The sequence below is a fragment of the Pseudogemmobacter lacusdianii genome, from assembly GCF_030848395.1.
Taxonomy (GTDB): domain Bacteria; phylum Pseudomonadota; class Alphaproteobacteria; order Rhodobacterales; family Rhodobacteraceae; genus Pseudogemmobacter; species Pseudogemmobacter lacusdianii.
Genome location: NZ_JAVDBT010000017.1, coordinates 26,795 through 53,641, shown reverse-complemented (window position 1 = coordinate 53,641; position 26,847 = coordinate 26,795). Strand labels below are relative to the sequence as shown.

26 protein-coding genes are annotated in these 26,847 nt (G+C 62.1%); 9 read left to right on the top strand and 17 right to left on the bottom strand.

The window, feature by feature from the left end:
• Positions 1 to 7: 7 nt before the first annotated feature.
• The 7 genes from Q9295_RS15895 to Q9295_RS15865 all read left to right on the top strand — a co-directional run bounded on the left by Q9295_RS15895 (position 8) and on the right by Q9295_RS15865 (position 7,911).
• The gene (locus Q9295_RS15895; RefSeq protein WP_373457475.1) at positions 8 to 1,171 is read left to right on the top strand and encodes a D-alanyl-D-alanine carboxypeptidase family protein; all 1,164 of its coding nucleotides are present in this window, start codon (positions 8 to 10) and stop codon (positions 1,169 to 1,171) included.
• Between the two features lie 8 nt (positions 1,172 to 1,179).
• Positions 1,180 to 1,821, top strand: coding sequence for a dTMP kinase (gene tmk, locus Q9295_RS15890; RefSeq protein WP_306681585.1), 642 nt, complete (start codon positions 1,180 to 1,182; stop codon positions 1,819 to 1,821).
• Between the two features lie 39 nt (positions 1,822 to 1,860).
• Positions 1,861 to 2,988 carry a DNA polymerase III subunit delta' gene (locus Q9295_RS15885; RefSeq protein ID WP_306681566.1) on the top strand — a complete coding sequence of 376 codons (1,128 nt, stop codon included), beginning with the start codon at positions 1,861 to 1,863 and terminating at the stop codon, positions 2,986 to 2,988.
• Positions 2,989 to 3,007: 19 nt separating this feature from the next.
• Positions 3,008 to 3,814 (top strand): TatD family hydrolase, encoded by an 807-nt coding sequence (locus tag Q9295_RS15880; RefSeq protein ID WP_306681565.1) that lies wholly within the window; start codon positions 3,008 to 3,010, stop codon positions 3,812 to 3,814.
• Positions 3,814 to 4,617 carry an MBL fold metallo-hydrolase gene (locus tag Q9295_RS15875; RefSeq protein ID WP_306681564.1) on the top strand — a complete coding sequence of 268 codons (804 nt, stop codon included), beginning with the start codon at positions 3,814 to 3,816 and terminating at the stop codon, positions 4,615 to 4,617. Before Q9295_RS15880 ends, Q9295_RS15875 begins: the two co-directional genes overlap by 1 nt.
• A 90-nt stretch (positions 4,618 to 4,707) precedes the next feature.
• Positions 4,708 to 5,646, top strand: coding sequence for an AEC family transporter (locus Q9295_RS15870; RefSeq protein WP_306681563.1), 939 nt, complete (start codon positions 4,708 to 4,710; stop codon positions 5,644 to 5,646).
• A 216-nt stretch (positions 5,647 to 5,862) separates the two neighbouring features.
• Entirely contained in the window at positions 5,863 to 7,911 is a 2,049-nt protein-coding gene (locus tag Q9295_RS15865; protein WP_306681562.1) for a catalase, read from the top strand.
• A 57-nt stretch (positions 7,912 to 7,968) separates the two neighbouring features.
• Here Q9295_RS15865 and Q9295_RS15860 read toward each other — a convergent pair whose 3' ends face one another.
• The 17 genes from Q9295_RS15860 to Q9295_RS15780 form a co-directional block, all read right to left on the bottom strand.
• The gene (locus Q9295_RS15860) at positions 7,969 to 8,850 is read right to left on the bottom strand and encodes a metal ABC transporter permease (RefSeq protein WP_306681584.1); all 882 of its coding nucleotides are present in this window, start codon (positions 8,848 to 8,850) and stop codon (positions 7,969 to 7,971) included.
• A gap of 29 nt (positions 8,851 to 8,879) precedes the next feature.
• Positions 8,880 to 10,097 (bottom strand): metal ABC transporter permease, encoded by a 1,218-nt coding sequence (locus tag Q9295_RS15855; RefSeq protein ID WP_306681561.1) that lies wholly within the window; start codon positions 10,095 to 10,097, stop codon positions 8,880 to 8,882.
• Entirely contained in the window at positions 10,097 to 10,906 is an 810-nt protein-coding gene (locus Q9295_RS15850) for a metal ABC transporter ATP-binding protein (RefSeq protein ID WP_306681560.1), read from the bottom strand. Before Q9295_RS15850 ends, Q9295_RS15855 begins: the two co-directional genes overlap by 1 nt.
• A gap of 1 nt (position 10,907) precedes the next feature.
• The gene (locus Q9295_RS15845; RefSeq protein ID WP_306681583.1) at positions 10,908 to 11,858 is read right to left on the bottom strand and encodes a metal ABC transporter solute-binding protein, Zn/Mn family; all 951 of its coding nucleotides are present in this window, start codon (positions 11,856 to 11,858) and stop codon (positions 10,908 to 10,910) included.
• A gap of 145 nt (positions 11,859 to 12,003) precedes the next feature.
• On the bottom strand, positions 12,004 to 12,693 hold the full coding sequence (locus Q9295_RS15840; RefSeq protein WP_306681559.1) for an ABC transporter ATP-binding protein: 690 nt from the start codon (positions 12,691 to 12,693) through the stop codon (positions 12,004 to 12,006).
• Positions 12,690 to 13,439, bottom strand: a complete 750-nt coding sequence (locus Q9295_RS15835) for an ABC transporter ATP-binding protein (protein WP_306681558.1) — start codon at positions 13,437 to 13,439, stop codon at positions 12,690 to 12,692. The genes Q9295_RS15840 and Q9295_RS15835 overlap by 4 nt, the downstream gene beginning before the upstream one ends.
• A complete protein-coding gene (locus tag Q9295_RS15830; protein WP_306681582.1) occupies positions 13,432 to 14,424 on the bottom strand; it encodes a branched-chain amino acid ABC transporter permease in 993 nt (330 codons plus the stop codon). Before Q9295_RS15830 ends, Q9295_RS15835 begins: the two co-directional genes overlap by 8 nt.
• A gap of 9 nt (positions 14,425 to 14,433) precedes the next feature.
• Positions 14,434 to 15,345 (bottom strand): branched-chain amino acid ABC transporter permease, encoded by a 912-nt coding sequence (locus Q9295_RS15825; RefSeq protein WP_306681581.1) that lies wholly within the window; start codon positions 15,343 to 15,345, stop codon positions 14,434 to 14,436.
• Positions 15,346 to 15,435: 90 nt separating this feature from the next.
• The gene (locus Q9295_RS15820; protein ID WP_306681557.1) at positions 15,436 to 16,587 is read right to left on the bottom strand and encodes an ABC transporter substrate-binding protein; all 1,152 of its coding nucleotides are present in this window, start codon (positions 16,585 to 16,587) and stop codon (positions 15,436 to 15,438) included.
• 54 nt (positions 16,588 to 16,641) lie between these two features.
• The gene (locus Q9295_RS15815) at positions 16,642 to 18,282 is read right to left on the bottom strand and encodes an AMP-binding protein (protein WP_306681556.1); all 1,641 of its coding nucleotides are present in this window, start codon (positions 18,280 to 18,282) and stop codon (positions 16,642 to 16,644) included.
• A 59-nt stretch (positions 18,283 to 18,341) separates the two neighbouring features.
• A complete protein-coding gene (locus tag Q9295_RS15810; RefSeq protein WP_306681555.1) occupies positions 18,342 to 18,740 on the bottom strand; it encodes a RidA family protein in 399 nt (132 codons plus the stop codon).
• Positions 18,730 to 19,143, bottom strand: coding sequence for an acyl-CoA thioesterase (locus tag Q9295_RS15805; RefSeq protein WP_306681554.1), 414 nt, complete (start codon positions 19,141 to 19,143; stop codon positions 18,730 to 18,732). Before Q9295_RS15805 ends, Q9295_RS15810 begins: the two co-directional genes overlap by 11 nt.
• Positions 19,140 to 20,285, bottom strand: a complete 1,146-nt coding sequence (locus Q9295_RS15800) for an acyl-CoA dehydrogenase family protein (RefSeq protein ID WP_306681553.1) — start codon at positions 20,283 to 20,285, stop codon at positions 19,140 to 19,142. Before Q9295_RS15800 ends, Q9295_RS15805 begins: the two co-directional genes overlap by 4 nt.
• A 49-nt stretch (positions 20,286 to 20,334) precedes the next feature.
• Positions 20,335 to 21,147 (bottom strand): enoyl-CoA hydratase family protein, encoded by an 813-nt coding sequence (locus Q9295_RS15795; RefSeq protein WP_306681552.1) that lies wholly within the window; start codon positions 21,145 to 21,147, stop codon positions 20,335 to 20,337.
• A complete protein-coding gene (locus Q9295_RS15790) occupies positions 21,144 to 21,581 on the bottom strand; it encodes a MarR family winged helix-turn-helix transcriptional regulator (RefSeq protein ID WP_306681551.1) in 438 nt (145 codons plus the stop codon). Before Q9295_RS15790 ends, Q9295_RS15795 begins: the two co-directional genes overlap by 4 nt.
• Positions 21,578 to 22,321 (bottom strand): SDR family NAD(P)-dependent oxidoreductase, encoded by a 744-nt coding sequence (locus Q9295_RS15785; RefSeq protein ID WP_306681550.1) that lies wholly within the window; start codon positions 22,319 to 22,321, stop codon positions 21,578 to 21,580. The genes Q9295_RS15790 and Q9295_RS15785 overlap by 4 nt, the downstream gene beginning before the upstream one ends.
• On the bottom strand, positions 22,318 to 24,603 hold the full coding sequence (locus tag Q9295_RS15780; protein WP_306681549.1) for a bifunctional salicylyl-CoA 5-hydroxylase/oxidoreductase: 2,286 nt from the start codon (positions 24,601 to 24,603) through the stop codon (positions 22,318 to 22,320). Before Q9295_RS15780 ends, Q9295_RS15785 begins: the two co-directional genes overlap by 4 nt.
• Before the next feature lie 186 nt (positions 24,604 to 24,789).
• Between Q9295_RS15780 and Q9295_RS15775 the strand changes: the two genes are divergently transcribed.
• A complete protein-coding gene (locus Q9295_RS15775) occupies positions 24,790 to 25,905 on the top strand; it encodes a cupin domain-containing protein (RefSeq protein WP_306681548.1) in 1,116 nt (371 codons plus the stop codon).
• 10 nt (positions 25,906 to 25,915) lie between these two features.
• Positions 25,916 to 26,839 carry a fumarylacetoacetate hydrolase family protein gene (locus Q9295_RS15770; protein ID WP_306681547.1) on the top strand — a complete coding sequence of 308 codons (924 nt, stop codon included), beginning with the start codon at positions 25,916 to 25,918 and terminating at the stop codon, positions 26,837 to 26,839.
• The last annotated feature ends 8 nt before the right edge of the window (positions 26,840 to 26,847 follow it).

Genomic DNA, 26,847 nt, shown 5'->3' with positions numbered 1-26,847 from the left:
AGCCACCGTGCTGCACCGTTTGCGCCTGCGTCTGAAAGTGATCGTGCTGGCGGCCCTGCTGCCCGGCGCGGCCTCGGCCTTCGAGACCCAAGCCACCGCCGCTTGGGTCTATGATGTGACCACGCATACCGTCTTGATGGACAAGAACGCCGACCAACCGGTGCCGCCCGCCAGCATGTCAAAGTTGATGACAATCAACATGTTGTTCGAGGCTTTGCGCGACGGTCGGGTGCAGCTCGACACCAGCTTTGCCGTCTCCTCGCGCGCGAAAGCGATGGGCGGGTCGACCATGTTTTTGCAAGAAAGCGACCGTCCGACGGTGGAAGATCTGATCCACGGCATGATCGTGAACTCAGGCAATGATGCCTGCGTTGTCGTCGCCGAAGGGCTGGCGGGCACCGAAGAAGCCTTTTCGGCGCAGATGACTGAGCGGGCGCGGGCGATCGGAATGACCGCCTCGACCTTTGCCAATGCCAGCGGCTGGCCGCACGCCCAGCAGCGCATGTCGATGCGCGATCTGGGCGTTCTGGCGCTGCGTTTGATCGAGGAATTCCCCGAGTACTACCCGGTCTTTGCCGAAACTGAATTCGACTATAAAGGCCGCGCACCGGACAATCGCTTCAACCGCAACCCCTTGTTGAAGCTGGGGATTGGTGCGGATGGTTTGAAGACCGGCCATACATCTGAAGCAGGCTACGGCCTTGTCGGCAGCGCCAAGCAAGGTGATCGCCGGGTCATCTTTGCGATCACCGGCCTGCCGTCGGAAAAAGCGCGTGCCGAGGAATCGGAACGCATTGTCGCTTGGGCTTTCCGCCAGTTTGCCGAGAAGACCGTGGCCAAGGCCGGGGTGCGCGTGGCCGAGGCGGATGTCTTCCTTGGCGAGGCCACGACAGTTGGTCTGGTCCCCGCGCAGGACTTGCGGCTCTTGGTCCCTGCCCTTGTGCAAGGTCAGGTTGAGGCCGAAGTGATCTACAAAGGCCCGCTGATGGCGCCGGTGGCCGCGGGCACGCCGGTGGCGGAACTTGTCGTCAAAGTGCCCGGCTTGCCCGATCATCAGGTGCAATTGGTGGCGGAATCCTCGATCGCCAAAGCCGGCTTCATGGGCCGCGTGGGCATTGCGGCTCAGGCGCTGATGAGCCGCTATCTCGGCGATCCCGCCCCGGCTTCTTGAGCACGGAACTGGGCGTGTCGGGACTGTTCATCTCGTTCGAAGGCATTGATGGCTCGGGTAAATCCACCCAAGCCCGCCGCCTGCATGAGGCTTTGACCGCGCAAGGGCGCGATGTTGTTTTGACCCGTGAGCCGGGCGGAAGCCCCGGCGCGGAAGAGATCCGCCGTTTGGTGCTTGAAGGGGAAACCGACCGTTGGTCGGCCGAGACGGAGATCCTCCTCTTCACCGCCGCGCGCCGTGATCACCTCGAAAAGACCATCCGTCCGGCTTTGGCGCGCGGGGCGGTGGTGATTTGCGACCGCTTCGCCGATTCTACGCGGATTTTCCAAGGCATCACGCGCGGGGATCTCAGCCAAACCGTCGATCAGCTGCATGATCTGATGATCGGGATTGAGCCCGACCTGACCCTGCTCTTCGACCTCGCCCCCGAGGCGGGATTGGCCCGCGCCACGGCTCGCAAGGGCCATGAGATGCGGTTTGAGGATATGGGCTTGGCCTTCCAGACCCGCGCGCGGGCGGGTTTTCTCGACCTTGCCAAACGCTTCCCGCGCTACCGGGTCATCGATGGCGACCGCAGCCAAGAGATCATCGCCGCCGAGGTGCTGCAACTGGTAGAGACAGCACTTTTGCCGCGCGCCGGGGCCCGCTAGCCCCTTCCCCCCGCCCCGCCGCTGGGGCATTGTCCGCTCATGGCAGAACCTGCGTCCCTTCCCGAACCCGACCGCATCGAGGGTGCTCCGCATCCGCGCGAAACCCGCTCGATCTTTGGCCATGCCGAGGCGCAGGCCAATTTTCTTGATGCCTTCCGCTCGGGGCGGATGCATCATGGCTGGCTGGTTACGGGGCCGAAGGGCATCGGCAAGGCCACTTTGTCTTGGCATTTGGCGCGCTTCCTGCTGGCCACACCCGACGACAGCGGTGGCATGTTCGCCGCCCCGCCGCCCGAGACTTTGGACATCCCCGAAGATCACCCCGTAGCGCGCCGCCTGCGGGCGATGGCCGAGCCTCGGCTATTCCTTTTGCGCCGGGGGCCGAATGAAAAGCGCACCGCGCTCAGCCAAGTCATCTCGGTCGATGAGGTGCGCAAGCTGAAGTCCTTCTTCACGCTTTCCGCCGCCGATGGTGGCCGCCGCGTCGCCATTGTTGATGCCGCCGATGAGATGAACCCCTCGGCCGCCAATGCGCTTTTGAAGCTACTGGAAGAGCCGCCGCCCAGCACCTTCTTCTTCCTGATTGCGCATCAGCCAAACCGGCTGTTGCCCACGATCCGCTCGCGCTGCCGCGAGTTGCGGCTGCACCCCTTGCCGCCGCAGGATCTGTCGGATGCTTTGGTGCAAGCGGGTGGTGAGATCACCCCCGAAGACCGCCAGCCTTTGGCCGAACTGGCTGGCGGCTCGGTGGGTGAGGCGTTTCGCCTGACCAATGCCGAAGGGATGCAAACCTATGCCGGGCTGATCCGGCTGTTCTCCGACCTGCCGCGCCTTGACCGCAACCGCGCCACGGCGCTGGCCGAAAGCGCCAGCGGTAAGCAAGGTGCGCATCGCTTCGATCTGATCTTGACGCTGATCGAGACCTTCCTTGCCCGCCTCGCCCGTGCCGGTACGCTGAATGAGGCCCCGCATGAGGCCGCCGAAGGTGAGATGAAGCTTATCGCCCGCCTTTCGCCCACCCCCTATCACGCTTTGGCTTGGGCGGATCTGTCGCATGACCTGACCGCCCGCGCGCGCCGAGGCAAAGCGGTCAACCTTGACCCTGCCGCCCTTCTCATGGATACCCTCTTGAAGATCGACGAGACGGCGGGACGCCTCGCCCCTTAAGCCAAGCGAGAGCTTTCAAATGACCCCCCCGCCTGAATTGGTCGACAGCCACTGCCACCTTGATTTTGCCGATTTCGACGGCGAGCTTGACCAGATCATCGCCCGCGCAAGCGAGGCTGGCGTGAAGCGCATGGTGCATATCTGCACCAAGCCCGACCGGCTGGCCCGCGCGATTGAGATCGCCGAAGCCTATGAAAATATCTTCTACGCCTACGGCATCCACCCGATGAGCGCGGGCGAAGTGCCTGCCCTTTCGGTCGCCGATCTGATTGAGGCGGCAAAGCACCCCAAAATGGTGGGGATTGGTGAGACGGGGCTGGATTTCCACTACACGCCTGACTCAGCCCCCGTGCAGCGCGAGAGCCTGCGTATTCATATCGAAGCCGCGCAAGAAACCGGCCTGCCGCTGATCATCCACGCCCGCGCGGCGGATGAAGAGATTGAGGCGATCCTCGGTGAAGGCATGGCGGCAAAGCCTTATTCTTGCGTGATGCATTGCTTCTCTTCCGGGCCCCGTCTGGCCGAGGCGGCGTTGGAGATGGGGTTCTACCTTTCCATGTCGGGCATTGCGGCCTTCCCCAAATCCTCGGAGCTGCGCGAGATCTTCGCCCGCGCGCCGCTGGACCGGATTCTGGTCGAGACCGACAGCCCCTATCTTGCCCCGCCGCCCTATCGCGGCCGCCGCAATGAGCCCGCCTATACCGCCTTCACCGCCAAGACCGGCGCGCAGGTCTTTGGCGTCTCCGAGGCCGAGTTCGCCGCCGCCACCACGGCCAATTTCGATCGGCTGTTCTGGAAGGCCAATGCTGCAAGAAAGGCTGCCTGATGGCCAGCTTGCGCTTCACCATTCTGGGCTGCGGCTCCTCGGGCGGAGTGCCACGGATCGGCGGCGATTGGGGCGATTGCGACCCGGCAAACCCGAAGAACCGCCGCCGCCGCTGCTCGCTTTTGGTCGAGCGGATCACCGAGGCAGGCACCACCACGGTGCTGATCGACACCTCGCCCGATATGCGCGACCAGCTTTTGGATGCGGGCGTGCAGGCGATGGATGCTGTGGTCTATACCCATTCGCATGCCGATCATATGAACGGCATCGATGATCTGCGCCAGCTGACCTATCGCCAGCGCCGTCGCATCCCGGTCTGGGCCGATGGCCCGACGCAAGAGGCGCTGCTGTCGCGCTTTGGCTATGCTTTCGTGCAGCCCGCAGGCTCGCCTTACCCGCCGATCTTGGATCTGCACACCATCGATGGCAGCTTTGAGGTGGATGGCCCCGGCGGCCCCATCACCTTCCAGCCCTTCCGCGCCGACCATGGCTCGACCGACGCACTTGGTTTCCGGGTTGGCCCCCTGGCCTATCTGCCCGATGCGGTTGAGATCCCCGACGAGACTTGGGCCGCGCTGCAAGGCCTTGATTGCTGGATCGTTGACGCCTTGCGTCGCAAGCCGCATCCGACCCATGCGCATCTGGACCTGACGTTGGACTGGATTGCCCGCGCCAAGCCCGCCCGCGCCATCCTGACCGATATGCATATCGATCTTGATTTCGAAACCTTGCTGGCCGAGTTGGCGGCCCATATCCGCCCGGCCTATGACGGGATGCAAATTCAATACGACAACCTCGCCTAAGCTTGCTGCAGGGGCGCGCCTTCGTTTCTCAACCGACTGCCATAGCTCTCCACCGCTCGCCTTGGGCGGACATCAGCAAAGACCCGCCCTATGACCGCGCTTATCGAAGTCATCTTGCCCGTGTTCCTGCTGATTGGCTTTGGCTATGCGGCGGCAAGGGCCAAGCTTTTCGACGAAGGCTCGGTCGATGGCGTGATGCGCTTTGCGCAGAACTTCGCTTTGCCTTGCATGCTCTTTCGCGCGATCGCGCAATTAGACCTTTCTGCGGCCTATGACATCGGGCTGCTTTTGACCTTCTACCTCTCGGCCTTCGCGGCCTTTGGCGCAGGTTTCTTCGGCGCAAGGCTGGTCTTCAAACGCCCGCTGCCCGATGCCATCGCCATTGGTTTTGCAAGCTTCTTCTCCAACACCCTGCTCTTGGGCCTGCCCATCACCGAGCGCGCCTATGGGGCGGAGGCTTTGGCAGGCAACCTTGCCATCATCTCGATCCATGCCACGCTGCTCTACACCTTTGGCATCGCTCTGATGGAATGGGCCCGGGGGCGCGGGCAAGGCCAATCCGTGCTGAGGATGGGCCGCCAGATCGGCGGCGGGATCTTGACCCAGCCTCTGGTCATCGGCGTTCTGGCCGGATTTGCCGTCAACCTCACCGCCTTGCCGCTGCCGCAACCCTTTTGGGATGCGGTCGAGATGATGGTGCGCGCCTCAATCCCGGCGGCTTTGTTTGGGCTTGGCGGCGTGCTTTTCCGCTACCGACCCGAGGGCGACCGCGCCACGATTGCGATGATCTGCGCGATTTCGCTGATCCTGCAGCCCGCGCTCACCTATCTTTTGGGCCGCTTCGTCTTTGGCTTGGATACGGCGGGGCTGCGTTCTGCCGTGCTGACCGCCGCAATGGCGCCGGGCGTGAACGCCTATCTTTTCGCGCATATGTATGGCGTGGCGATGCGAGTGAATGCCTCCTCGGTGCTTTTCGCCACCGTGGCCTCGATCGGCACCACTTGGGTCTGGCTGAACCTGCTGCCCTGACACTTCCCGCCGAGCGCCGCCCGATCCGCCGCCATGGCGGAACCTTTGCACCCCTCAGCCGTTCACCCAATGGGCACATAAGCTCTGACGGGACCGCTGAGGTGATATGGGGAACGGGGGGCGCTGACAGGCCCCAACCGGACATCGCCCTTGCTCTAAGAGGCCGCATGTATGCCCCCTCATCGGTCCCCTCGACATGCAGCAGAGGAACCCTAGATGGCACCGAAAAGCTATGAGACTGCGCAAGGCAATGCCGGTGAGACCCAGCAACGCGGCGGCGAGGTCCTGACCACCAATCACGGCATCCCCTTCTCGGACAATCAAAATTCACTGCGCGCTGGCGCGCGCGGGCCGACGCTTTTGGAAGACTTCCTCCTGCGCGAAAAGATCTTCCACTTCGACCATGAGCGCATCCCCGAGCGGATCGTCCATGCCCGCGGCTCGGCCGCGCATGGGGTGTTCACCTGCACCAAAGCCATCCCCGAGTTGACCGTCGCCAGCCTTCTGGCCGAGACAGGCAAAGAGACCCCGGTCTTTGTGCGCTTCTCCACCGTGGCAGGCGGCGCAGGCTCGGTCGACACGCCGCGCGATGTGCGCGGCTTTGCGGTCAAGTTCTACACCGACCAAGGCAACTGGGATCTGGTCGGCAACAACATCCCGGTCTTCTTCATTCAAGATGCGATCAAATTCCCCGATCTGGTGCATTCGGTGAAGATGGAAGCCGATAAGGGCTATCCGCAAGCGGGCTCGGCGCATGATACCTTTTGGGACTTCGTCTCGCTGATGCCCGAGACTTTGCACACTGTGATCTGGGCGATGTCCGACCGCGCCATCCCGCGTTCGCTGCGGATGATGGAGGGCTTTGGCGTTCACACCTTCCGCTTTGTGAATGCCGAAGGCGAGGCGCGCTTCGTCAAGTTCCATTGGAAGCCCGTCTTGGGCGTGCAGTCACTGGTTTGGGACGAAAGCACCAAGCTGCAAGGGGCGGATAACGACTACCACCGCCGCGATCTTTATGAGGCGATCGAGGCGGGTGACTTCCCGGAATGGGACTTTGCGGTGCAGGTCTTTGACCAAGAGCTGGCCGATAGCCTGCCCTATGATGTCTTGGACCCAACCAAGATCATCCCCGAAGAAATCGTGCCTTTGCAAGTGATTGGCCGGATGAAGCTGAACCGCAACCCCGACAACCACTTTGCCGAGAACGAGCAATCAGCCTTCCTGCCCTCAAACATCGTGCCGGGGATCGACTTCAGCGAAGACCCTTTGCTGCAAGGGCGTCTCTTCTCCTATCTCGACACCCAGAAATCGCGGCTTGGCACCACGAATTTCCACCAAATCCCGATCAATGCGCCGAAATGCCCCTATGCCAATATGATGCGCGACGGGCTGATGCAGACCGCCGTGCCGAAGGGCCGCGCCAATTATGAGCCGAACTCGCTGGATCAAGCGGGTGAGGATCCGGGTCCGCGCGCGTCTAAACAGGGCTTTGTCACCGCCAAGGCCGAGGTTTCGGGTGGCAAAGAGCGTATCCGGGCGGAAAGCTTTGGCGACCATTACAGCCAGCCCCGGCTTTACTGGCGGTCTTTGACCGAGAATGAGCGGGCGCACACCGCCTCCTCTTTCGTCTTTGAGCTGTCGAAAGTCGGGCTTGAGCATGTGCGCCCGAAAGTGGTGGCGCATCTTTTGGTGATCGACCAAGGGCTGGGCGAGCGCGTTGCCAAGGGTCTGGGGATCGATGTCCCTGCCCCGGCCAAACCCTTCAAGGAGCCAGTCGATCTCGAACCCTCCGCCGCGCTTTCGATCCAAGGCAATTGGAAGGAGACGCTGAAGGGCCGCAAGATCGGGCTTTTGGTCGCAGAAGGCTCGGATAAAGAAAGCATCGACAAACTGACCGCCGCGATTGAAGGCGAAGGCGGTTCGGTCTTTGTCGTGGCCCCGAAGATCGGCCCCCTGGCGCTGAAGGGCGGCTCTTTGGTGCCCGATGGGCAGCTGGCAGGCTCACCTTCCGCGCTTTTTGACGGCATCGCGATGATCTTGATGCCGGATCAGGCACAGAAGCTGGCCAAAGATGCGGCGGCGGTGGGCTTTGTGATGGACGCCTATGCGCATCTTAAAGCGATCGGTCACTGCAAAGGCTCGACGGTTATTCTCGACCGCGCCGGGATTGAGGATGGCGAGGGCGTTGGCCCTTGGGAGGATCTCGCCCAGACCGCCAAAAAGCGCTACTGGGCGCGCGAGCCGGAATTGCGTGATCTGGCCTAAGGCCTTGCGCTAAGGGTAAAAGGCCCCGCTCAACGGCGGGGCCTTTTCATGAGGCAATCACGCCGCCAGATTTTGCCGCCGCCGCGGGCCAAAAAGCGCAGTGCCAGCCAAGATCACCCCGCTGACCGTGGCGATCATCCCCGCAGCCGAGACCGAATGCGGGCTGCCAAACCACATCGGCCCATAGCCCGCCAGCACATAGCCCAAGATGGCCGAAGCGCTGGCAAAGCCCATGCTCCACCAGATTTGTCGGCTGAGCCTATCGGTCATCAGCCGCGCCGCAGCGGGCGGGCAGATAAACATCGCAATCACGATGATCGAGCCGACCGCGTCGAAAGAGGCCACCGCCGCGATGGCAACAAGGCCAACCAGAGCGATGTTGAACAGTCTTGGGCGCGCCCCGATGCTTTGGGCAAAACTGGGGTCAAAGGTGCCGATCATCAGCTCACGCCAGAAGGTCACGGTGAAAAGCGCCAGCCCCGCCAGAACCAAAGCCAGCCGGAAGATCTGCGGCGGCATCCCGGCCAAGGCGGCAGGGTCAAGGAGCGCTGACCAACTGGTGCCCTCTAGCCAGATCAGGCTTTCCAGATTGCCGTAAAGCGCATGCTCCACATCGAGATGCAGGTTGCGGGACGCCGATTGCTCCAGCATCAAGACGCCCAAGGCAAAGAGCGTGGTGAAGACCACCCCCATCGCCGCCCCGGGCTCAACCCGGCCCAGACGACGGACAAGCTCGATCAAAGCCACGGCCAGCAGGGCGGCCCCGGTCGCGCCAAGGAACATCGCCGTGGCCGAGAGCGTGCCGGTCAAGAGATAGGCGGCGACGATGCCGGGCAAAGCGACATGGCTGATCGCATCGCCGATCAGGCTTTGCCGCCGCAGCAAGAGGAAATTGCCCGGCAAGGCGCAGGCGCAGGCGGCGAGCACGCCAATCAGCATCGGCGTCAGGGTGAGTTGCAGAAAGGGGTTCACAGCGCCTCTCCCCTTTTGGCGGCGGCCAGGGCAAGGCGGCTGTCCAGCTCGGCCAGAAGATCGGGCGGCAGGACGCGGGCCATCGGCTCCATCATCCGTCCCGAGAGAAGTTCCGCCTCGGCCGGATGGCTTTGGCGGTAAAGCTGCCAGCGCGCGGCATCAGCCTCGGCCCGGCGGGCGGCCGATAGGCCCTCGGGCGTGACTTGGCCATCCGCCCGCAGCCAACCGCGCGCTTTTAACCGGCGCAAGGTAAGGCTGTCATAGATCGGCTCGTTGCGCAGGATCGCCAGCAGGCCTTGCCGCTCATGCACCAAGGTTTGAAAGCGGCGTTGGCGGATCAATCCGGCCAAAAGCCCGCGTTTGGGTGAAAGGAGAAGTGAGATCACGAAGAGCGCAAAGGCCACCAGCACGATCAAAGCGCCAGTCGGCAGCCCCTCACCGCTGGCCGAAATCGCCGTGCCGATCCAAGCCGCTGCCGCACCCAGAAGGGCGGCGATGACCACCATCTGCCCCGGCCGATCCGTCCAAAGCCGCGCCGTCACCGGCGGCGTGATGGTCAGTGCGACGATCAGCACCAGCCCCGCCACTTTCAACCCGATCACGGTGACGGCAAGCAAAAGCCCCATCAACGCAAGATCGACACGGCCGGTCGGATAGCCGCGCCCCCCAGCATATTCCGGGTCAAAACAGACCAGCGTAAAGGGCCGCCGCAAGGCAAAAATCGCGGCACCCGTCACCCCGGCGGCCACGGCGATCAGCTCAGCCTCACTGCGCAGCATCCCTGCGGTCGAGCCCAAAAGGTATCCCGCCAGCCCTGCCTGCTCGCCCGTGTTCAGCGTCTGGATCACCGTCATCAGCACCACGCCGAAGCCGAAGAAGACCGAAAGCACCGCACCAATCGCAGCATCCTCGGCCAGCCGCGTGCGGCGCGTCAGCCAATCCACCGCCAAAAGCCCAAGCCCCGCCGTCAGCGCCGAGCCGAGCATCAATCCCGGCAAAGATCGCCCCTCGCCCGTCAGCCAGACCATCGCGATAAAGGCCAAAGCCAACCCCGGCAGCGTGGCATGGCTGATCGCATCCGAGACCAAAGCCCGCTTGCGCAATAAAACGAAACTGCCAATCGCCCCGGCACTTGCGCCCAAAAGTGCGGCGCCAATCGTGACCAAAGCGGTGTTATACCCCGCCTGTAAAAACAAAGGCGCGAGTATCTCCATCAGCTGGACGCCCCCGCCAGCCGGGTGACTTGGGCCCCCGAGAGCCGCCCACCATAAGCCGCTTGCAAATTGGCCTCGGTAAAGGCCTCGGCCACGGGGCCTTCGGCGATTTTGTGCATGTTCACGATCAGCACATGGGTGAAATATTCCGCCACCGTGGCCAGATCGTGATGCACGCAGATGATGGTCTTGCCGCGCGCGTTCAACTCTTTCAACACGGTGATGATCGCCCGCTCGGTCGCGGCATCGACCCCGGCAAAGGGCTCATCCATCACGTAAAGCTCGGCATCTTGGGCCAAAGCGCGGGCGAGGAAGACGCGCTGCTGTTGGCCGCCCGAAAGTTGGCCAATCTGGCGGTCGGCAAAATTTCGCATCCCCACCCGCTCAAGGCAATCGAGCGCGGTTTTGCGGTGACGCGCGCCAGTGAAGCGCCAAAGTCCCATCTCACGGTAAAGCCCCATCAGCACCACATCCAGCACCGTGGCCGGGAAATCCCAATCCACGCCAGCACGTTGCGGGACATAAGCGATGCGGTGGCGTTCTTGCGCTTGCGGGCGGCCAAAGAGCGTGACCTCGCCCGTGACCTTCGGCACGATGCCCAAAGCCGCCTTGATCAGCGTGGATTTGCCCGCACCATTGGGGCCGATGATTGCCAGCATCGCGCCCGGAGGGGTGGCGTAATCCACCCCGAAGAGCACCGGCTTATCGCCGTAGCGCACCGTCAGACCCGCAATGGCCAGCGGGCTTTCTGGATGGTCTTGCGCGATCCTGCGCCCGGCATCGACCACAAGTTCGGCGGTGGCTGTCATGTTATTGCCCCAGATTTCCCTGCATCCCCGCCTCGGGGGCCGCGCCGCCCAAAGCGCGGGCGATCACAGTCACATTGTGGTCGATCATGCCGATATAGCTGCCCTCATAGCTGCCCGGCTCGCCCATCGCGTCGGAAAAGAGCGTGCCGCCGATGGTGACTTGGTGGCCCTTGGCGGCGGCCCCTTCGATCAAAGCGCGCACATTGCGGTCCGAGACCGAGGATTCCACGAAGATCGCGCCGATTTTGCGCTCAACCAGCACCGAGACCAAGGCCTCGATCCCGGCAAGGCCAGCTTCGGATTCCGTTGAGATGCCTTGGATGCCCATCACCTCATAGCCATAGGCATTGCCGAAGTAGTTAAAGGCGTCATGCGCGGTGATGAGCACGCGTTTTTCTTGCGGCACCGAAGCAAGGACTTCCGTTGAATAGCCGGAAAGTGCTTCGATTTCAGCCAGATGCGCTTCGGCATTGGCGGCGTAGAGATCGGCACTCTCGGGGTCTATTTCGGTCAGAGCATCGCGGGCGGCGCTGACAACTTCGGTCCAAAGCTGCGGGTCCATCCAGACATGCGGGTCAGGCCGCTCGGCGTAATCGGCCGAGCCAAGGAGTTGATCTTGCGCAATGCCTTCGGCCAAAGCGACCACCGGCTTTTGCGTGGCAAGCTTTTGCAAAAGCTCTTCCAGCTGCGCCTCAAGGTAAAGCCCGTGCCAGAAGACGGCGTCCGCCCCCAGCATCGCCTCGATATCCGAGCGGGTCTGGCGGTAGGTGTGCGGATCGACCCCCGGCCCCATCAGCGCGCGCACCTCAACCCGCTCACCACCGACTTTGGCCGCCGCATCCGCGATCATGCCCGTGGTCGCGACGATGGTCAGCTTCTCGGCCATAGCCGCGCCGGTCGCGCCCAAAAGCGCCAGTGCGGTGGCTCCGGCGAGCATCCATCCTTGGATCATGCGGGGCATAGACCTGTCCAGTTGCGACTTCTTCGCAATATAGATAGCGCTCCTTTGATGAATTGCAAATGAGAACCATTCGCATCTAGATATTTTTTACCAATGACCAATGGCTCTCTTTTGTCAGCAATCGCCAAACCGAGGCTTAGACGCCGAGCCAGCGATCCGTCATCTCGGGAGTAAGATCGCTCAAAGGGCCGGACCAAACGCTTTGGCCGCGCTCTAGCACCACGGCGCTATCGGCGACTGTCTCCAACTCTTTCAAAGACTTATCGACCACAAGGATTGACAAGCCCTCAGCCTTCAGCTGCCGCACGCCTGCCCAGATCTCTTGCCGCACCACCGGGGCCAGACCCTCGGTCGCCTCGTCCAAGATCAACAGGCTAGGGTTGGTCATCAGCGCCCGGCCAATGGCGAGCATCTGCTGCTCACCGCCCGAAAGCGTGCGCGATACCTGCCCCATACGCTCACCGAGTCGCGGGAACAGCGCCACGACGCGGGCGATATCCCAAGGGCCGAGACGCGCCGCCACGGTCAGATTCTCGGCCACAGTGAGCGGCGCAAAGCAGCGCCGGCCTTCAGGCACCAGCCCCAAGCCCAGCCGCGCGACGCGGGGGGCGTTCAAGCCGCCAAGATCCTTGCCACGCAACCGGATGCTGCCGCCGCGATGTGGCAACAGCCGACTGATGCAGCGAATGGTGGTGGTTTTCCCCATGCCATTGCGGCCCATCAGTGCCAGCACCTTGCCCTCATCGAGCCGCAGCGAGACGCCAAACAACGCCTGCACCGGGCCATAAGAGGCGCTGACATCGGAAAGCTCCAGCAAGGCACTCATGCTTCTTCTCCCAGATAAGACTGGCGCACCAAGGGGTTGGCGCGGATCTCGGACACTGTGCCCGTGGCGATCACCCGACCATAAACCAGCACCGTGATGCGGTCGGCCAGTGCAAAGACCGCGTCCATATCATGCTCAACCAGCAAGATCGGCGCTTCGCGGCGCAGCTCTGACAAGATCGCCGTCAGCTGCTTGGCGCCTTCAAGCCCCATCCCCGCCATTGGCTCATCCAAAAGGAACACCTTGGGCCGCAAAGCCAAAGCCATCGCGATCTCCAACTTGCGCCGCTCGCCATGCGACAGGGCCGAGGCTTTGCTCTGCTCACGCCCAGTCAGGCCCGCATGGGCGATATAGCCCTGCGCAGGTCCGGTCAGGCCGGGGTCCGAGAGAGCCGGACGCAGGAAGCGAAACACATGGCCGCCCGCCCCCGCCACCGCCAGCATCACATTTTGCTGCACGGTGAAATCGGGAATGACCGAGGAGACCTGAAAGCTGCGCGCCAAGCCGCGCCGCGCCCGCGCCGCCCCGTCCAGCCGGTCAATCACCTGCCCCTCAAAGGCAATGCTGCCCGCGTCGGGGCGGATCTCGCCGACGATCTGCTTGATAAGCGTGGATTTTCCCGCGCCATTCGGGCCGATCAGGGCATGGATCTCGCCGGGGTATAGGTCCAGCGAGACATCATCGGTGGCGGTCAAAGCGCCAAAGCTTTTCTTCAGCCCGCGGATCGACAGGATCGGATCAGACATCGGCCTTCTCCTTGCGCAAAGCGTCCAAGCCCTTGGTGATAAGGCCAATCAACCCTCCGGGTGCGAAGAGCACGATGCCCAGAAGCATCAACCCCAAAAGCGCCTGCCAATGGTCCGAGACCTTGCCGAGAAGATGCTCAAGCAAGATGAACATCGCCGCCCCCGCGATCGGGCCGCAAAGCCGCCCCACCCCGCCAAGGATCACGAAGACCATGATTTCGCCCGACATATGCCAAGAGAACATCGAGGGGCTGACGAAGCGATTGAGATCGGCGTAAAGCGCACCGGCAAGGGCGGTGATCATTGCCGAGATCACGAAAGTGGTCAGCCGCACTGGGGTGGCGCGGATGCCAACGGCTGTGGCGCGCTGCGGGTTTTGCCGGATCGATTGCAAGGCAAGGCCAAAGCGCGATTGGGTGACAAGGCCCGAGAAGACCAAAGCAAGGCCCAAAAGGCTGGCGCAGATCGTAAAATACTCAATCGGTTTCAAGGTGTTCATGCCCGGAAAGGCATTGCGGACGTAAAAGCTTAGACCGTCCTCGCCGCCATAGCGCGGCCAAGAGATCGCGAAATAATAGATCATTTGCGCGAAGGCCAAGGTCACCATGATGAAGTAAACACCGCTGGTGCGCAGGCTAAGCGCGCCGATCATCAGGGCGGCAAAGCCCGCCGCCAGCATTGCCACCGGCCAGATCACCAGCATCTGATTGCTGCCGCCAAAGCCGAACATCAGCGGATCGCCATTGGCAGCATGGCTGGCAAGAACGCCCGCCGCATAGCCTCCGATCCCGAAGAAGGCGGCATGGCCGAAGGAGACAAGGCCGCCATAACCCAAGGCCAAATTCAGCCCAACGCCCGCCAGCCCCAGAATGGCGACTTTGGTGGCAAGCGTGACGGTGAAGCCTTGCCCCGCCAGATGCGCGCCAATGCCCACAGCGATCAGCAGGCCGAAGATCATGATATTGATGATGAATTCACGGTTCATAGTCATCACTCAGACCCTCGCCCCAAAGAGGCCCTGCGGGCGGACCAGCAGCACCACCGCCATCAAGATGTAGATCAGCATCGAGGCGACCGCCGAGCCTGTGGTATTGGCCGAGGCCGTGTCCATGACGCGGGCGAAAAGCCCCGGGATCACCGCTTTGCCAAGCGTGTCGGTCATGCCAACGAGCAAAGCCCCCACCAACGCGCCTTTGATCGAGCCGATGCCGCCAATCACAATCACCACGAAGGCAAGGATCAAGACGGGCTCTCCCATGCCGACCTGCACCGATTGGATCGAGCCGACGAGGCCTCCGGCAAGGCCCGCAAGCGCGGCCCCCAAGGCAAAGACGATGGTGTAAAGCTTTGCAATATCAACGCCCAAGGCGCCGATCATCTCTCGGTCCGCCTCGCCCGCGCGGATGCGGATGCCAAGCCGGGTGCGGCTGATCAAAAGCCAAAGGCCAAGCGCCACCACGGCGCCGACGAGGATGATCACCAGCCGGAAGAAGGGATATTGCAGCCCGCCGGGCAGAGTGATGGCGCCGGACAGCGCGGGCGGCAGTTTGAGGTAAAGCGGGAAATCCCCGAAGAGCCAACGCGTGCCTTCGGAAAAGACCAAGATCAGCGCGAAGGTCGCCAGCACCTGATCCAAGTGATCGCGGTTATAAAGCCGCCGGATCACCAGCATCTCGACCAAGGCCCCCGCTGCGGCCGCCACGGCAAGGCTTGCCACCAGCCCCAGCCAGAACGACCCGGTCGAGGCCGCCACCACGGCGCAGGCGAAAGCCCCCACCATGTAAAGCGCGCCATGGGCGAGATTTATCAGCCCCATCACGCCGAAGACCAGCGTCAGCCCCGCTGCCATCAAAAACAGCATCATTCCATATTGCAGGCCATTCAGCAGCTGCTCGGCCAGTAGCATCACGGGCCTTCTCCTCTATGCGGGGCGGATGGGGACGAATGTGAGCAAAGGCGGCTCCAAGGCTTGCGCATCTTGGAGCCACCCTTCAGATCACATTTTGCACAGCTCAGCGTAGGCGTCGCCGCGGTCCGTCATGGCATTGCCAACGATCTTGTTGGTCAGGCCACCGTCGCGGTTCTCCACTTCCAAGACGTAGAAATCTTGGATCGGGTGCTGGTTCGGACCGAAGGCAAACTTGCCCCGGACAGACGCAAAATCAGCGGCTTGCAGCGCAGCGCGGAAGCCATCGGGATCGCCCGAGGGGCTGGCTTTGGCCGAGGCCGACAACAGAAGATTGGCCGTGTCATAGGCTTGGGCCGCGTAAAGCGACGGGTAGCGGCCAAAGTCGGCGCGGAAGGCATCCACAAAGGCTTTGTTGGCCGGATTGTCGAGATCGGTCGACCAATGCGAGGTGTTGATCGTGCCAAGCGCCGCATCGCCCACGGCTGGCAGGATGTCTTCGGAAAGCGAGAAGCCCGGTCCGATCAGCGGGATATCCACGCCGGATTCGGCATATTGCTTCAAGAATGCAATGCCCATGCCGCCCGGCTGGAAGAAGAACACCCGATCCGCGCCCGAGGCCCGAATCTGCGCAATCTCACCGGCGAAATCGGTTTGGCCAACTTGTGTATAGACCTCGGCCACCACTTCGCCGTCATAAAAGCGCTTGAAGCCAGCAAGGCTGTCTTGGCCCGCCGGATAGTTCGGCGCCATGATGAACATCTTCTTCACGCCCTCGGCCGCGGCATAGGCGCCTGCAGCTTCGTGCATATTGTCGTTTTGATAAGAGACCGAGAAGTATTTCGGATTGCAGCCCTCACCCGCCAGAGCCGAAGGGGCGGCATTGGTCGAGAGGTAGAACTTGTCCTGCGCCGTCGCCGCTGGCACCACTGCCATGGCAAGGTTCGACCAGATGATGCCGGTCAGCACATCGACATTGTCCGATTGGATCATCTTATCGGCAACTTGCACCGCGATATCGGGCTTTTGCTGATCGTCCTCAAGGATGACCTCAATCTCTTTTCCCGCATCGCCTGCGGCCTTGAGCGCCAACATGAAGCCGTCGCGCACATCAGCCCCGATGCCCGCCCCGCCGCCCGAAAGCGTGGTGATCAGGCCCACTTTCACAGGCTCGGCCATTGCGGGCGCAGTGATCAAAGCCAGCGTGGTGGTCGCTGACAGCAGCAGTGATTTCAATGTCATAGGCTTACCTCTCTTGTTGGTCGTTTTGTTGTTATGCCTTCTACTTTGGCGGGCTTAGCCCCGTCCTTCAAGCAACTTAAAGCGTTGGATCTTGCCGCTTTCGGTTTTCGGCAGGGCGGCGGTAAAGACCACCCGGCGCGGATATTTGAAGGGCGCGATCACCGCTTTGACGTGATCTTGCAGCATTTTAACGGTGGCTGCATCGGGCGAGGCTCCGGCGGCAAGCACCACATGCGCCTCAACAATCTGGCCGCGCTCTTCGTCTGGCGCCCCGACAACGGCGCATTCGACCACGTCCGGATGCGCCAGCAACGCCGCTTCCACCTCGGGGCCAGCGATGTTGTAGCCCGCCGAAAGGATGATGCCATCGGTGCGGGCGGCAAAGTGGAACCGGCCCTCGTCATCTTGCCAAAAGCTGTCGCCGGTCAGGTTCCAGCCGTCCTTCACATAGTCACGCTGCTTGTCAGGGGCCGAGAGATAACGACAACCGACCGGGCCTTTGACGGCCAGACGCCCCGTCTCGCCGCGCTTCACCTCTTGCCCATCGGCGCCAATGATCCGCGCCTGATAGCCCGCCACCGGACGGCCGGTGCAGCCGGGATGATGGTCGGAAAAGCGATTGGTGACAAAGATGTGCAGCATCTCGGTCGAGCCGATGCCATCCAGCATCGGCTTGCCGGTCTTGCGCGCCCATTCCTCATAGACTGGCGCGGGAAGGGTCTCCCCGGCGCTGACGGCGGCGCGCAGGGACGACAGATCCGCCCCCTCCTCCATCGCCCGCAGCATCACCCGGTAGGCGGTGGGCGCGGTGAAGCACACGGTGGCGCGGTGCTTTTGGATGATCTCGATCATATTGGGCGGGGTGGCTTGTTCCAGCAAAGCCGCAGCCGCCCCAAAGCGCAGCGGGAAGACCGCAAGGCCGCCCAGCCCGAAGGTGAAAGCCAAAGGCGGCGAGCCCACGAAAACATCCGAGGGCTGCACATCCAGCACCTCTTTGGCATAAGCATCGGCGATGATCAGCACATCGCGGTGGAAATGCATCGTAGCCTTCGGCTCTCCGGTGGTGCCCGAGGTGAAGCCCAAAAGCGCCACATCATCGCGGCCCGTCGCCACGGCCTCAAACCGCACCGATTTCGACAAAGCCATCCGGTCCAGCTCGGCATCGTGATTGGCGGTGCCGTCGAAGCCGACCACGGATTTCAGGAAACGGCTGCCCTTGGCGGCAGTGACCAGCTCCTCCATCAACCGGGTGTCACAGAGAGCATGTGAGATCTCGGCCTTGTCGATGATCTTCGACAATTCGCCCGCGCGCAGCATCGGCATGGTGTTGACCACCACCGCACCAGCCTTGGTTGCCCCCAGCCAAGCCGCCACCATCGCCGGGTTATTGGCCGAGCGAATAAGAACACGATTTCCGGGCCTTACGCCATAATCTTCAACCAACGCATGAGCAATGCGATTGGTCCAATCGCTCAGTTCCTTATAGGTCCGCATCCGGCCATTGCCGATCAAGGCGGTGTGGTCGCCGTACCCCCGCTCGACCATGCGGTCGGTCAGCTCCACCCCCACATTCAGCCAATCGGGATAGCTGAAGCCCGCAAGATCGATCTCGGGCCACAGCTCTGCCGGCGGCAGATTGTCCCGCGTGAAACTGTCCACATGGCCGCTTGGTCCCAAAGGCGCATTCCCCGTCATTCCGTCTCACTCCCCCATGAGCCGCCGGGTCTGCGCCCGGTCCGGCACAGCCTGTCCCCCTAGTCGGGGATCACTGCGGTTGCTTCAATTTCCACTTTGGCGCGGTCCTCGACCAAGGCCACGACCTGCACCAAAGCCATCGCCGGATAATGCTTGCCGATCACCTCTTTATAGATGCGACCAAGGCCACGCAGATCGGCCAGATATTCGTCCTTGCTGGTGACGAACCATGTAAGGCGCACGATATGCTCGGGCTTGGCGCCGCCCTCATGCAGCACCGCCACGATGTTGCGCAGGGCTTGCTCAACTTGACCCAAGAAGTCATCGGTCTCAAATTCGCAATCGCCGTTCCAGCCGATCATACCACCGGTATAGATCGTGCGGCCCCGGGCCGAGACGCCGTTCGAATAGCCGATGGCAGGCTTCCAGCCGCGCGGGTGTAGGAACTCATGGCTCATCAGGGGCCTCCATAAAAGCAGTGATCCGGTCGCGCAGCTCTTGCGGCCAGGGGTAGGGTCTGCCGTCCGCGACGAAGACCAAGGTCAGATCGGCGGTCAGCCGATGGGTGCCGTCGCAATGCGCCTCCAACCGGCAAGCGAGCGATGAGCCTCCAAGCCGGGTGACCTGCATCCGCCAATCAAGCACCTCTTCAAGACGGCTCGGCAGATGGAAGTTCACCGCAATATTGGCCGCCGGCAGCCCCTGCCCGCGCGCCATCATCTCGGCATAGGAATGGCCGATGATCTCGCGGCAAAAGCTTTGGCAAACCGAGTTCGTCATCTCAAAATAGCGCGGATAGAAAACGATCCCCGCCGGGTCGCAATGGTTAAACTCGATGCGGATCGGCTGGCGAAAGATCATCGCGCCTCTCCCAAAATGGTGCGCGCAATCACCACGCGCTGCACGTCGCTGGCGCCTTCGTAGATCCGCAAGGCTCTGATATCGCGGTAAAGCTCTTCCACTTTCATGCCGTGGCGCACGCCGTCCCCGCCATGCAATTGCAAGGCGGCATCGATCACCTCTTGCGCGGCCTCGGTAGCATAAAGCTTGGCCATCGCCGCCTCGCGGCTGACGCGGGCAGCGCCCTGGTCCTTGGTCCAAGCGGCGCGGTAGACCAGCAAGGCCGCCGCATCCACCTTCAGCGCCATATCCGCCAAATGCCCCTGCACCATCTGCAAATTGGCCAAAGGCTCGCCTTGGATCTTGCGCGCCTGCACCCGCGCAAGCGCCTCATCCAAAGCCCGGCGCGCCATGCCCAAAGCCGCCGCCCCTACGGTCGAGCGGAAGACATCCAAGACCGACATAGCCAGCTTAAAGCCCTCGCCAGCTTTGCCGATCAAAGCGCTCTCGGGCAGGAACACCCCCTCAAGCTTCAGCCGCGCCAAAGGATGGGGCGCGATCACCTCAATGCGCTCGGCGATGGTCAGGCCCGCCACATCCGCCGGCATCAAAAACGCCGAGAGGCCCCGTGCGCCCGGTGCCTCGCCCGTGCGCGCGAAAATCACATAGACATCGGCAATGCCGCCGTTCGAGATATAGGTCTTCTCGCCGCTCAGCCGATAACCACCCTCAACCTTCTCGGCCAAAGTCGCGGTATTGGCGACATCCGAGCCCGAGCCCGGCTCGGTCAAAGCAAAGGCCGCAATCGCCTTTCCGGCACGGGTCTTCTCCAACCAAAGCCGCTGCTCTTCGGTGCCAAACAAAGACACCGCTCCCATGCCAAGCCCTTGCATAGCAAAGGAGAAATCCGCCAAAGCATCGTGCCGCGCCAAGGTCTCGCGGATCAGGCATAGGCTGCGCACATCCAGCTTTTCCCCGGCCCCGGCCCCCGAAGGCTGCAAGAACCCCGCCGCCCCCAAAGCCGCCACCAGCCCCTTACAGGCCGCATCCACATCCGAATGATCCACCGGCAAATGCGAAGCGCACCAGCCTTCCAAAGCCGCCGCCAACACCCGGTGACGCTCTTCAAAAAACGGCCAATTCAGAAAGCTGCTGTCGCTCAATTTCTGTCTCTAAATATCCCGGGGTCCGGGGCAGAGCCCCGGCCTTGCCTCAATTGCCTTCGAAAACCGGCTTTTCTTTCGCAACGAAGGCTTTGTAGGCGCGATTGAAATCCTCGGTCTGCATGCAGATGGCTTGGGCCTGCGCCTCGGCCTCGATCGCCTGCTCCAGTCCCATGTTCCACTCTTGGTTCAACTGGGTCTTGGTGATGCCATGCGCGAAGGTCGGACCGGCGGCCAAACGGCGGGCCAGTTTCATTGCCTCTGCCTCAAGATCTTCGGCTGCATGCAGCGCATTCCAAAAACCCCAAGCCGCGCCCTCTTCCGCGCCCATCGCCCGGCCGGTGTAGAGAAGTTCGGCCGCGCGGCCCTGCCCGATGATCCGCGGCAGCATCGCGCAAGCGCCCATGTCGCAGCCCGCCAGCCCGACGCGAGTGAAGAGAAATGCACATTTCGCCTCGGGCGTGGCAATCCGCAGATCCGAGGCCATGGCGATGATCGCACCCGCCCCCACCGCCACGCCATCCACCGCGGAAATGATCGGTTTTCCGCAAGAAATCATCGCCTTGACCAAATCCCCGGTCATCCGGGTAAAGGCCAGAAGATCCTTCATCGGCAGGCCGATCAGCGGGCCGATGATCTCATGCACATCGCCGCCCGAGCAAAAATTGCCGCCCTGCGAGGCGAAAACCACAACGTCCACGTCTTCCGCATAGACCATATCGCGGAACATATCGCGCAGCTCGGCATAGCTTGCGAAGGTCAGCGGGTTTTTCCGCTCGGGCCGGTTCAACCGGACAACGGCCACCCGATCCTGCACGTCGAGCAGAAAGTTCTGCGGCTTCAGCTCTGCCATCTTGGTCATTTGCGGTCCTTCTTCATCTTACGCAGCAGGGTCACCATCGCCTCAAGATCCGCGTCATCCAGATCCGAGAGCAGCCGGTCCACCTCCATCTCATGGCCCTCTGCCATCCCCTCAAAGGCCCGCAGGCCTTCTTCGGTCAGATCGACAAAGACCGTGCGGCGGTCGGTCTCGGAAGGGCGGCGGCGGGCCAGCCCGTCTTTTTCCAGCCGGTCCACCACTGCGGTGGCATTGCCGTTTGAAACCAACAACATGCGCGACAGCTCGGACATCGTCAGCCCCTCGCGGCGCCGCCAAAGTGCTGCCATCACGTCGAAACGCGGCAAGGTGGTGTCGTGTTGCAGGCGCAAGAACTCACGCAGTTCGGCTTCTGCGGCGCGGGTGACGCCCAAAAGCCGGATCCAAGTCTTCAATCGGCGTTTGGAAAGCTCACTCATAGCTCGCCCCCCGCGATGGCAAGGGCCTGGCCGTTGATGCCCTCAGCGCCCGGCGCGCACAGCCACATGGCGGCCGAGACGACCTCGGCGGGCTGGATAAGCCGCTTTTGCGGGTTATGCGCTGCAAGACTGGCGCGGGCCTCGTCAGTGTTCATCCCGGTCTTGGCGCTGATGTTCTCGACCGAGCGATCGGTCATCTCGGTATCCAAGAACCCCGGGCACAAGGCATTGACCGTAATGGGCTTTTTCGCAACCTCCAGCGCCAAGGATCGGCAAAGCCCAACCACGCCATGTTTGGCAGCGGCATAGGGCGCGACATAGCCATAGCCCTTCAGCCCCGCGGTTGAGGCAACGGCGATCAGCCGCCCCCAGCCCGGCATCTGGGCCAACCCTTCGCGGAAGGTCAGAAAAGTGCCGGTAAGGTTCACCGCCAGCATCGCATTCCATTGATCCAAAGTGATGCGCCCGAAAGGCGCGCTCTCCGCCGCTCCGGCATTGGCAATGACAATTTCACAAGGCCCAGCGGCGGCGAACATCGCCTGAACCGAGGCCTCATCCGTCACATCCGCCTCAACCAGCTGAATAGCGGGGTGGCGGGCAGCCGTCCCCTCCAGCGCCGCCCGCCTGCGGCCAGAGATCACCACCTCTGCCCCTGCCCCGGCAAAAGCCAGCGCAAGCGCTGCCCCCACGCCCGAGCCGCCGCCTGTCACCAAAACGCGTTTACCCGCAACCGCTGTCATGCCCGGATCTGTGCCTCCTGCCGTTCACGCAGCCGGAAGAGAAGATCGCGGCCGCCCTTATAGGGGGCGGGCCATTCGCTGGCCTGATCCCCCTGCTCGGCTGCGGCATGCAGCGTCCAATAGGGATCGGCAAGATGCATCCGGGCAAGGCAAACCAGATCGGCGCGCCCCGCCATCAAGATGCCATTCACCTGATCCCAATCGGAAATATTACCGACGGTCATCGTGGGGATGCCCGCCTCATTGCGGATCCGGTCGCTGAAGGGCGTCTGGAACATCCGGCCGTAAATCGGCTTTTCAGCCGGATCGGTCTGGCCCGAGGAGACATCGATGATATCCGCCCCCGCCGCGCGGAACTGACGCGCGATCTCAACCGCTTCTTCCGGGGTTACCCCGCCGTCAATCCAATCATGCGCCGAAATCCGCACCGCCATGGGCTTCTCGCTGGGCCAAACCGCGCGCATCGCTTGGAACACCTCCAACGGATAGCGCATGCGGTTTTCCAAGCTGCCGCCATATGCGTCGCTGCGCTGGTTGGTGATCGGCGAGATAAATTCCGCCAGCAAATAGCCATGTGCGGCATGCATCTCGACCATATCGACGCCAGCGCGATTGGCCATCTCGGTCGAGGCCACGAATTGCGCCGTCACCATATCCATATCGGCGCGGTCCATCGCCTTCGGAGCGGCATTGGCAGGCTTATAGGGCAAGGCCGAGGGTGCCAGCGTCTGCCAATTGCCCGAAGCCAAAGGCGCGTCAATCCCGCCATCCCATGGCACGCAGGTGCTGCCCTTGCGCCCGGCATGGCCGATCTGGATGCAGAATTTCGCCGTGGTCTCGGCATGGATGAAATCGGCCAGCCGCTTCCATGCCGCCTCTTGCTCGGGCGTGTAAAGACCGGGGCAACCGGGGGTGATGCGGCCTTCGGGCGAGACGCAGGTCATCTCGGTGTAGATCAGCGCCGCCCCACCCTTGGCGCGCTCGGCGTAATGCACGAAATGCCAATCATTGGGCATGCCGTCCACGGCCTTATATTGCGCCATCGGCGACAGAACGATGCGGTTTTTCAGCTGCATGTCGCGCAGCTTGAAAGGCGCAAACATCGGGCGACGGCCCTTTTGCCCACCGGCTTGCGCTTGGAACCAATCCTCGGCCTCGGCCAGCCATTCCGGGTCACGCAGGCGCAGGTTCTCATGGCTGATGCGCTGGCTGCGGGTCAGCAGCGAATAGGCGAATTGGGTTGGGTCGAGCGGCAAATAGCGCTCGACTTGTTCGAACCATTCCAAGGAGTTGCGCGCCGCCGATTGCAGGCGCAGCACCTCAACCCGGCGCTCTTCTTGGTAACGCTCAAACGCCGCCTGCATATCCGGCTCGGAATGCAAATATTCCGCCAAAGCAATCGCAGAATCGAAGGCCAGCCGCGAGCCGGAGCCGATCGAGAAATGCCCCGTCGCCGCCGCATCGCCCATCAGCACGACATTCTCATGATACCATTTCTCGCAGATCACCCGCGGGAATTGCATCCAAACCGCCGAGCCGCGCAAATGCGCCGCATTGGACATCAGATCATGCCCGCCCAGATGCCGCTCAAAGATCTTGCGGCAGGTCTCGACGGTGTCTTCCTTGGTCATCGCCTCAAAGCCAAGCTTGTCCCAAGTCTCGGGCAAGGTCTCGACGATGAAGGTCGCGGTGTTGTCGTCGAACTGGTAGACATGGGCCCAGACCCAGCCATGTTCGGTCTTCTCAAAGATAAAGGTGAAGGCGTCGTCAAATTTCTGATGCGTGCCGAGCCAGACGAATTTGCACTTGCGGGTGTCGATATCGGGGCGGAACACATCCTTATATTCGTTGCGCACCAAGGAGTTGATGCCATCGGTCGCCACCACAAGGTCATAATCCTTGCGGTAATCTTCAGCCGAGCGGAAGGTGGTCTCGAAGAGCATCTCAACGCCCAACTCGCGCGCCCTAGCCTGCAAGAGGATCAGCATCTGCTTGCGGCCAATCCCGGCAAAGCCATGCCCGCCCGAGACCGTGCGCACCCCGTCATGCACCACCGCAATATCGTCCCAATAGGCGAAATGGCTGCGGATCGCATCGGTCGAGATCGGGTCGTTCTTCTGCATCCGGCCCAGCGCGTCATCCGACAGCACCACGCCCCAGCCAAAGGTATCATTGGCCTTATTGCGCTCAAGCACCGTCACCTGATGCGACGGATCGCGCAATTTCATTGAAATCGCGAAGTAAAGACCAGCCGGACCCCCACCAAGGCAAAGCACCTTCATCGCCGAATCCCCCTCACGGTCATATGATTTGAAGAAAGCGTGGCAGCTTGTCCGATTCATTTCAAGCTTAAAGTTTTAGACTTGAAGCACATTGCAGCACTGCGCGGATTATTATCGATAATTTTAATTGTAATCGACAAATACTTAACCCAAACTGCGGACAATCGCATCCGGAGGGGGGAAGCTATGGCACGCGAAAATCACCGAGAGGACGTGGCGGGCCGCGCCAATGTCGAAGACACGCCCGAGCTTTTGGCCTATTACGACGAGCTGGAAAGCTTCAGCGCTGGCGCGCTTTGGACCGTGGCCAATAAGATCGAGCCTTGGGCGCCGAAGTCGCAGTCCCTGCCAATGCTCTGGCGTTACAAGGACTTGCGCGACCATGTGATCCGCTCAGTCGATCTGGTGACGCCGGAGAAAGCCGGTCGCCGGGTGATCTATCTCAACAACCCCGGCCGCTCGGATGTGGCCGCAGCCGTGGGCTGGATCTATGCCGGCCTGCAAGTGATGAACCCCGGGGAAGTTGCGGGCGCGCATCGCCATTCCGCCAGCGCCATCCGCTTCATCATGGAAGGCACCGGCGCCTATACCGTGGTTGACGGCCATAAAATGACCCTCGGCGCCAATGATTTCGTCCTGACCCCCAATGGCACTTGGCACGAACATGGCGTCTCCGAGGATGGCTCGCTCTGCCTCTGGCAAGACGGTCTCGACATCCCCTTCGTCAATGCGATGGAGGCGAATTTCTACGAGGTTCATCCCGATATGAACCAAGCCGTCGGCTTTGCCGTCGATGATATGACCAAAACTTGGGGCAATGCGGGCCTCACCCCTTACGGCGAGAGCTGGCGCAAGGGCTATAGCCCGATGTTCAAATATGAATGGGCGCCGACCTATGAGGCATTAACCAAATATTCCGCCGCCACTGCGGGCAGCCCCTATGACGGGGTGATGATGGAATATGTGAACCCGGTGACCAATGGCCCCGTGATGCAAACACTTGGCGCCTCGATGCAGATGCTGCGCCCCGGTGAGGCGACCAAGGCGCATCGCCACACCGGCAGCTACCTTTACCATGTCGCCAAAGGGCGCGGCTATTCGGTGATCAACGGCAAGCGCTTTGACTGGTCCGAGCGTGACATTTTCTGTGTCCCCTCATGGGCTTGGCATGAGCATGTCAACTTGTCGGACCGCGACGACGCCTGCCTTTTCTGCCTCAACGACCTGCCGGTGATGCGCGCGCTTGGCCTTTACCGCGAAGAGGCGCTTGCCGACAACTCCGGCCACCAGCCCCTGCTTTAAGGACGATCAGATGAAACTTGTAACCTATCGCGCCTCGATCGAGGCAGAGGCCCGTCTGGGCGTGATCGACGGCGATCTGGTGGTGGATGTCGAAGGGCTGGCCGCTTCGCAAGGCGAAGATCTACCCGACAACATGCTCAGCCTGATCGACCTTGGCCGCCCGGGGCTGGAGGCGCTGCAAGAATGCCTTGAGGAAGCCGAAGGCCGCTACGCCCCCGGCACCGCAACCCATTTGGCCAATGTCAAACTCCTCGCCCCGATCCCGCGCCCACGGAAGAACATCTTCGGCATCGGGCTTAACTATGTCGAACATGTCGCGGAATCGGCGGCCTCTCTCGACACCTCGAAAGACCTGCCGAAACAGCCGGTGGTCTTCTCAAAGCCCCCCACCTCGGTGATTGGCCCGGGCGATGGTATTGAGCACAATCGTAACATCACCCAGCAGCTGGATTGGGAAGTCGAACTCGCGGTGATCATCGGCACCACCGCCCGCCGCATCCGCCGCGAAGACGCGCTCAACCATGTCTTCGGCTATTCGGTGATGATCGACATCTCCGCCCGCGACAACCGCCGCGCCGGGCAATGGATCTTCTCCAAGGGTATGGACACATACGCCCCTTTCGGCCCTTGCATCATCACCGCCGATGAGATCCCCGATCCGCAAGCCCTCGACCTCTGGCTCACCGTCAATGGCGTCGAAAAGCAGCGCTCCAACACCCGCCATATGCTCTTCAAGGTCGACCATCTGATCGCCGACATCTCCTCGGGCATCACGCTGGAACCGGGTGATATCATCGCCTCCGGCACGCCCGAAGGCGTCGGCGCCGGCCGCAATCCGCAAGAATGGCTCAAACCCGGCGATACCGTTGTGGCCCATGTCGAAGGCATCGGCACCATCCGCCACCCGGTCATCGACGCCACGCCCGAAGACTGACCAAAGCT

What these genes read in the sequence shown, in the direction of transcription:
- Q9295_RS15885 (WP_306681566.1), top strand. Translation starts at nt 1,861, where the DNA reads ATGGCAGAACCTGCGTCCCTTCCCGAACCCGACCGCATCGAGGGTGCT.
- Q9295_RS15880 (WP_306681565.1), top strand. Translation starts at nt 3,008, where the DNA reads ATGACCCCCCCGCCTGAATTGGTCGACAGCCACTGCCACCTTGATTTT.
- Q9295_RS15875 (WP_306681564.1), top strand. Translation starts at nt 3,814, where the DNA reads ATGGCCAGCTTGCGCTTCACCATTCTGGGCTGCGGCTCCTCGGGCGGA.
- Q9295_RS15870 (WP_306681563.1), top strand. Translation starts at nt 4,708, where the DNA reads ATGACCGCGCTTATCGAAGTCATCTTGCCCGTGTTCCTGCTGATTGGC.
- Q9295_RS15865 (WP_306681562.1), top strand. Translation starts at nt 5,863, where the DNA reads ATGGCACCGAAAAGCTATGAGACTGCGCAAGGCAATGCCGGTGAGACC.
- Q9295_RS15860 (WP_306681584.1), bottom strand. Translation starts at nt 8,850, where the DNA reads ATGCTGATTGGCGTGCTCGCCGCCTGCGCCTGCGCCTTGCCGGGCAAT.
- Q9295_RS15855 (WP_306681561.1), bottom strand. Translation starts at nt 10,097, where the DNA reads ATGGAGATACTCGCGCCTTTGTTTTTACAGGCGGGGTATAACACCGCT.
- Q9295_RS15850 (WP_306681560.1), bottom strand. Translation starts at nt 10,906, where the DNA reads ATGACAGCCACCGCCGAACTTGTGGTCGATGCCGGGCGCAGGATCGCG.
- Q9295_RS15845 (WP_306681583.1), bottom strand. Translation starts at nt 11,858, where the DNA reads ATGATCCAAGGATGGATGCTCGCCGGAGCCACCGCACTGGCGCTTTTG.
- Q9295_RS15840 (WP_306681559.1), bottom strand. Translation starts at nt 12,693, where the DNA reads ATGAGTGCCTTGCTGGAGCTTTCCGATGTCAGCGCCTCTTATGGCCCG.
- Q9295_RS15835 (WP_306681558.1), bottom strand. Translation starts at nt 13,439, where the DNA reads ATGTCTGATCCGATCCTGTCGATCCGCGGGCTGAAGAAAAGCTTTGGC.
- Q9295_RS15830 (WP_306681582.1), bottom strand. Translation starts at nt 14,424, where the DNA reads ATGAACCGTGAATTCATCATCAATATCATGATCTTCGGCCTGCTGATC.
- Q9295_RS15825 (WP_306681581.1), bottom strand. Translation starts at nt 15,345, where the DNA reads ATGCTACTGGCCGAGCAGCTGCTGAATGGCCTGCAATATGGAATGATG.
- Q9295_RS15820 (WP_306681557.1), bottom strand. Translation starts at nt 16,587, where the DNA reads ATGACATTGAAATCACTGCTGCTGTCAGCGACCACCACGCTGGCTTTG.
- Q9295_RS15815 (WP_306681556.1), bottom strand. Translation starts at nt 18,282, where the DNA reads ATGACGGGGAATGCGCCTTTGGGACCAAGCGGCCATGTGGACAGTTTC.
- Q9295_RS15810 (WP_306681555.1), bottom strand. Translation starts at nt 18,740, where the DNA reads ATGAGCCATGAGTTCCTACACCCGCGCGGCTGGAAGCCTGCCATCGGC.
- Q9295_RS15805 (WP_306681554.1), bottom strand. Translation starts at nt 19,143, where the DNA reads ATGATCTTTCGCCAGCCGATCCGCATCGAGTTTAACCATTGCGACCCG.
- Q9295_RS15795 (WP_306681552.1), bottom strand. Translation starts at nt 21,147, where the DNA reads ATGACCAAGATGGCAGAGCTGAAGCCGCAGAACTTTCTGCTCGACGTG.
- Q9295_RS15790 (WP_306681551.1), bottom strand. Translation starts at nt 21,581, where the DNA reads ATGAGTGAGCTTTCCAAACGCCGATTGAAGACTTGGATCCGGCTTTTG.
- Q9295_RS15785 (WP_306681550.1), bottom strand. Translation starts at nt 22,321, where the DNA reads ATGACAGCGGTTGCGGGTAAACGCGTTTTGGTGACAGGCGGCGGCTCG.
- Q9295_RS15780 (WP_306681549.1), bottom strand. Translation starts at nt 24,603, where the DNA reads ATGAAGGTGCTTTGCCTTGGTGGGGGTCCGGCTGGTCTTTACTTCGCG.
- Q9295_RS15775 (WP_306681548.1), top strand. Translation starts at nt 24,790, where the DNA reads ATGGCACGCGAAAATCACCGAGAGGACGTGGCGGGCCGCGCCAATGTC.
- Q9295_RS15770 (WP_306681547.1), top strand. Translation starts at nt 25,916, where the DNA reads ATGAAACTTGTAACCTATCGCGCCTCGATCGAGGCAGAGGCCCGTCTG.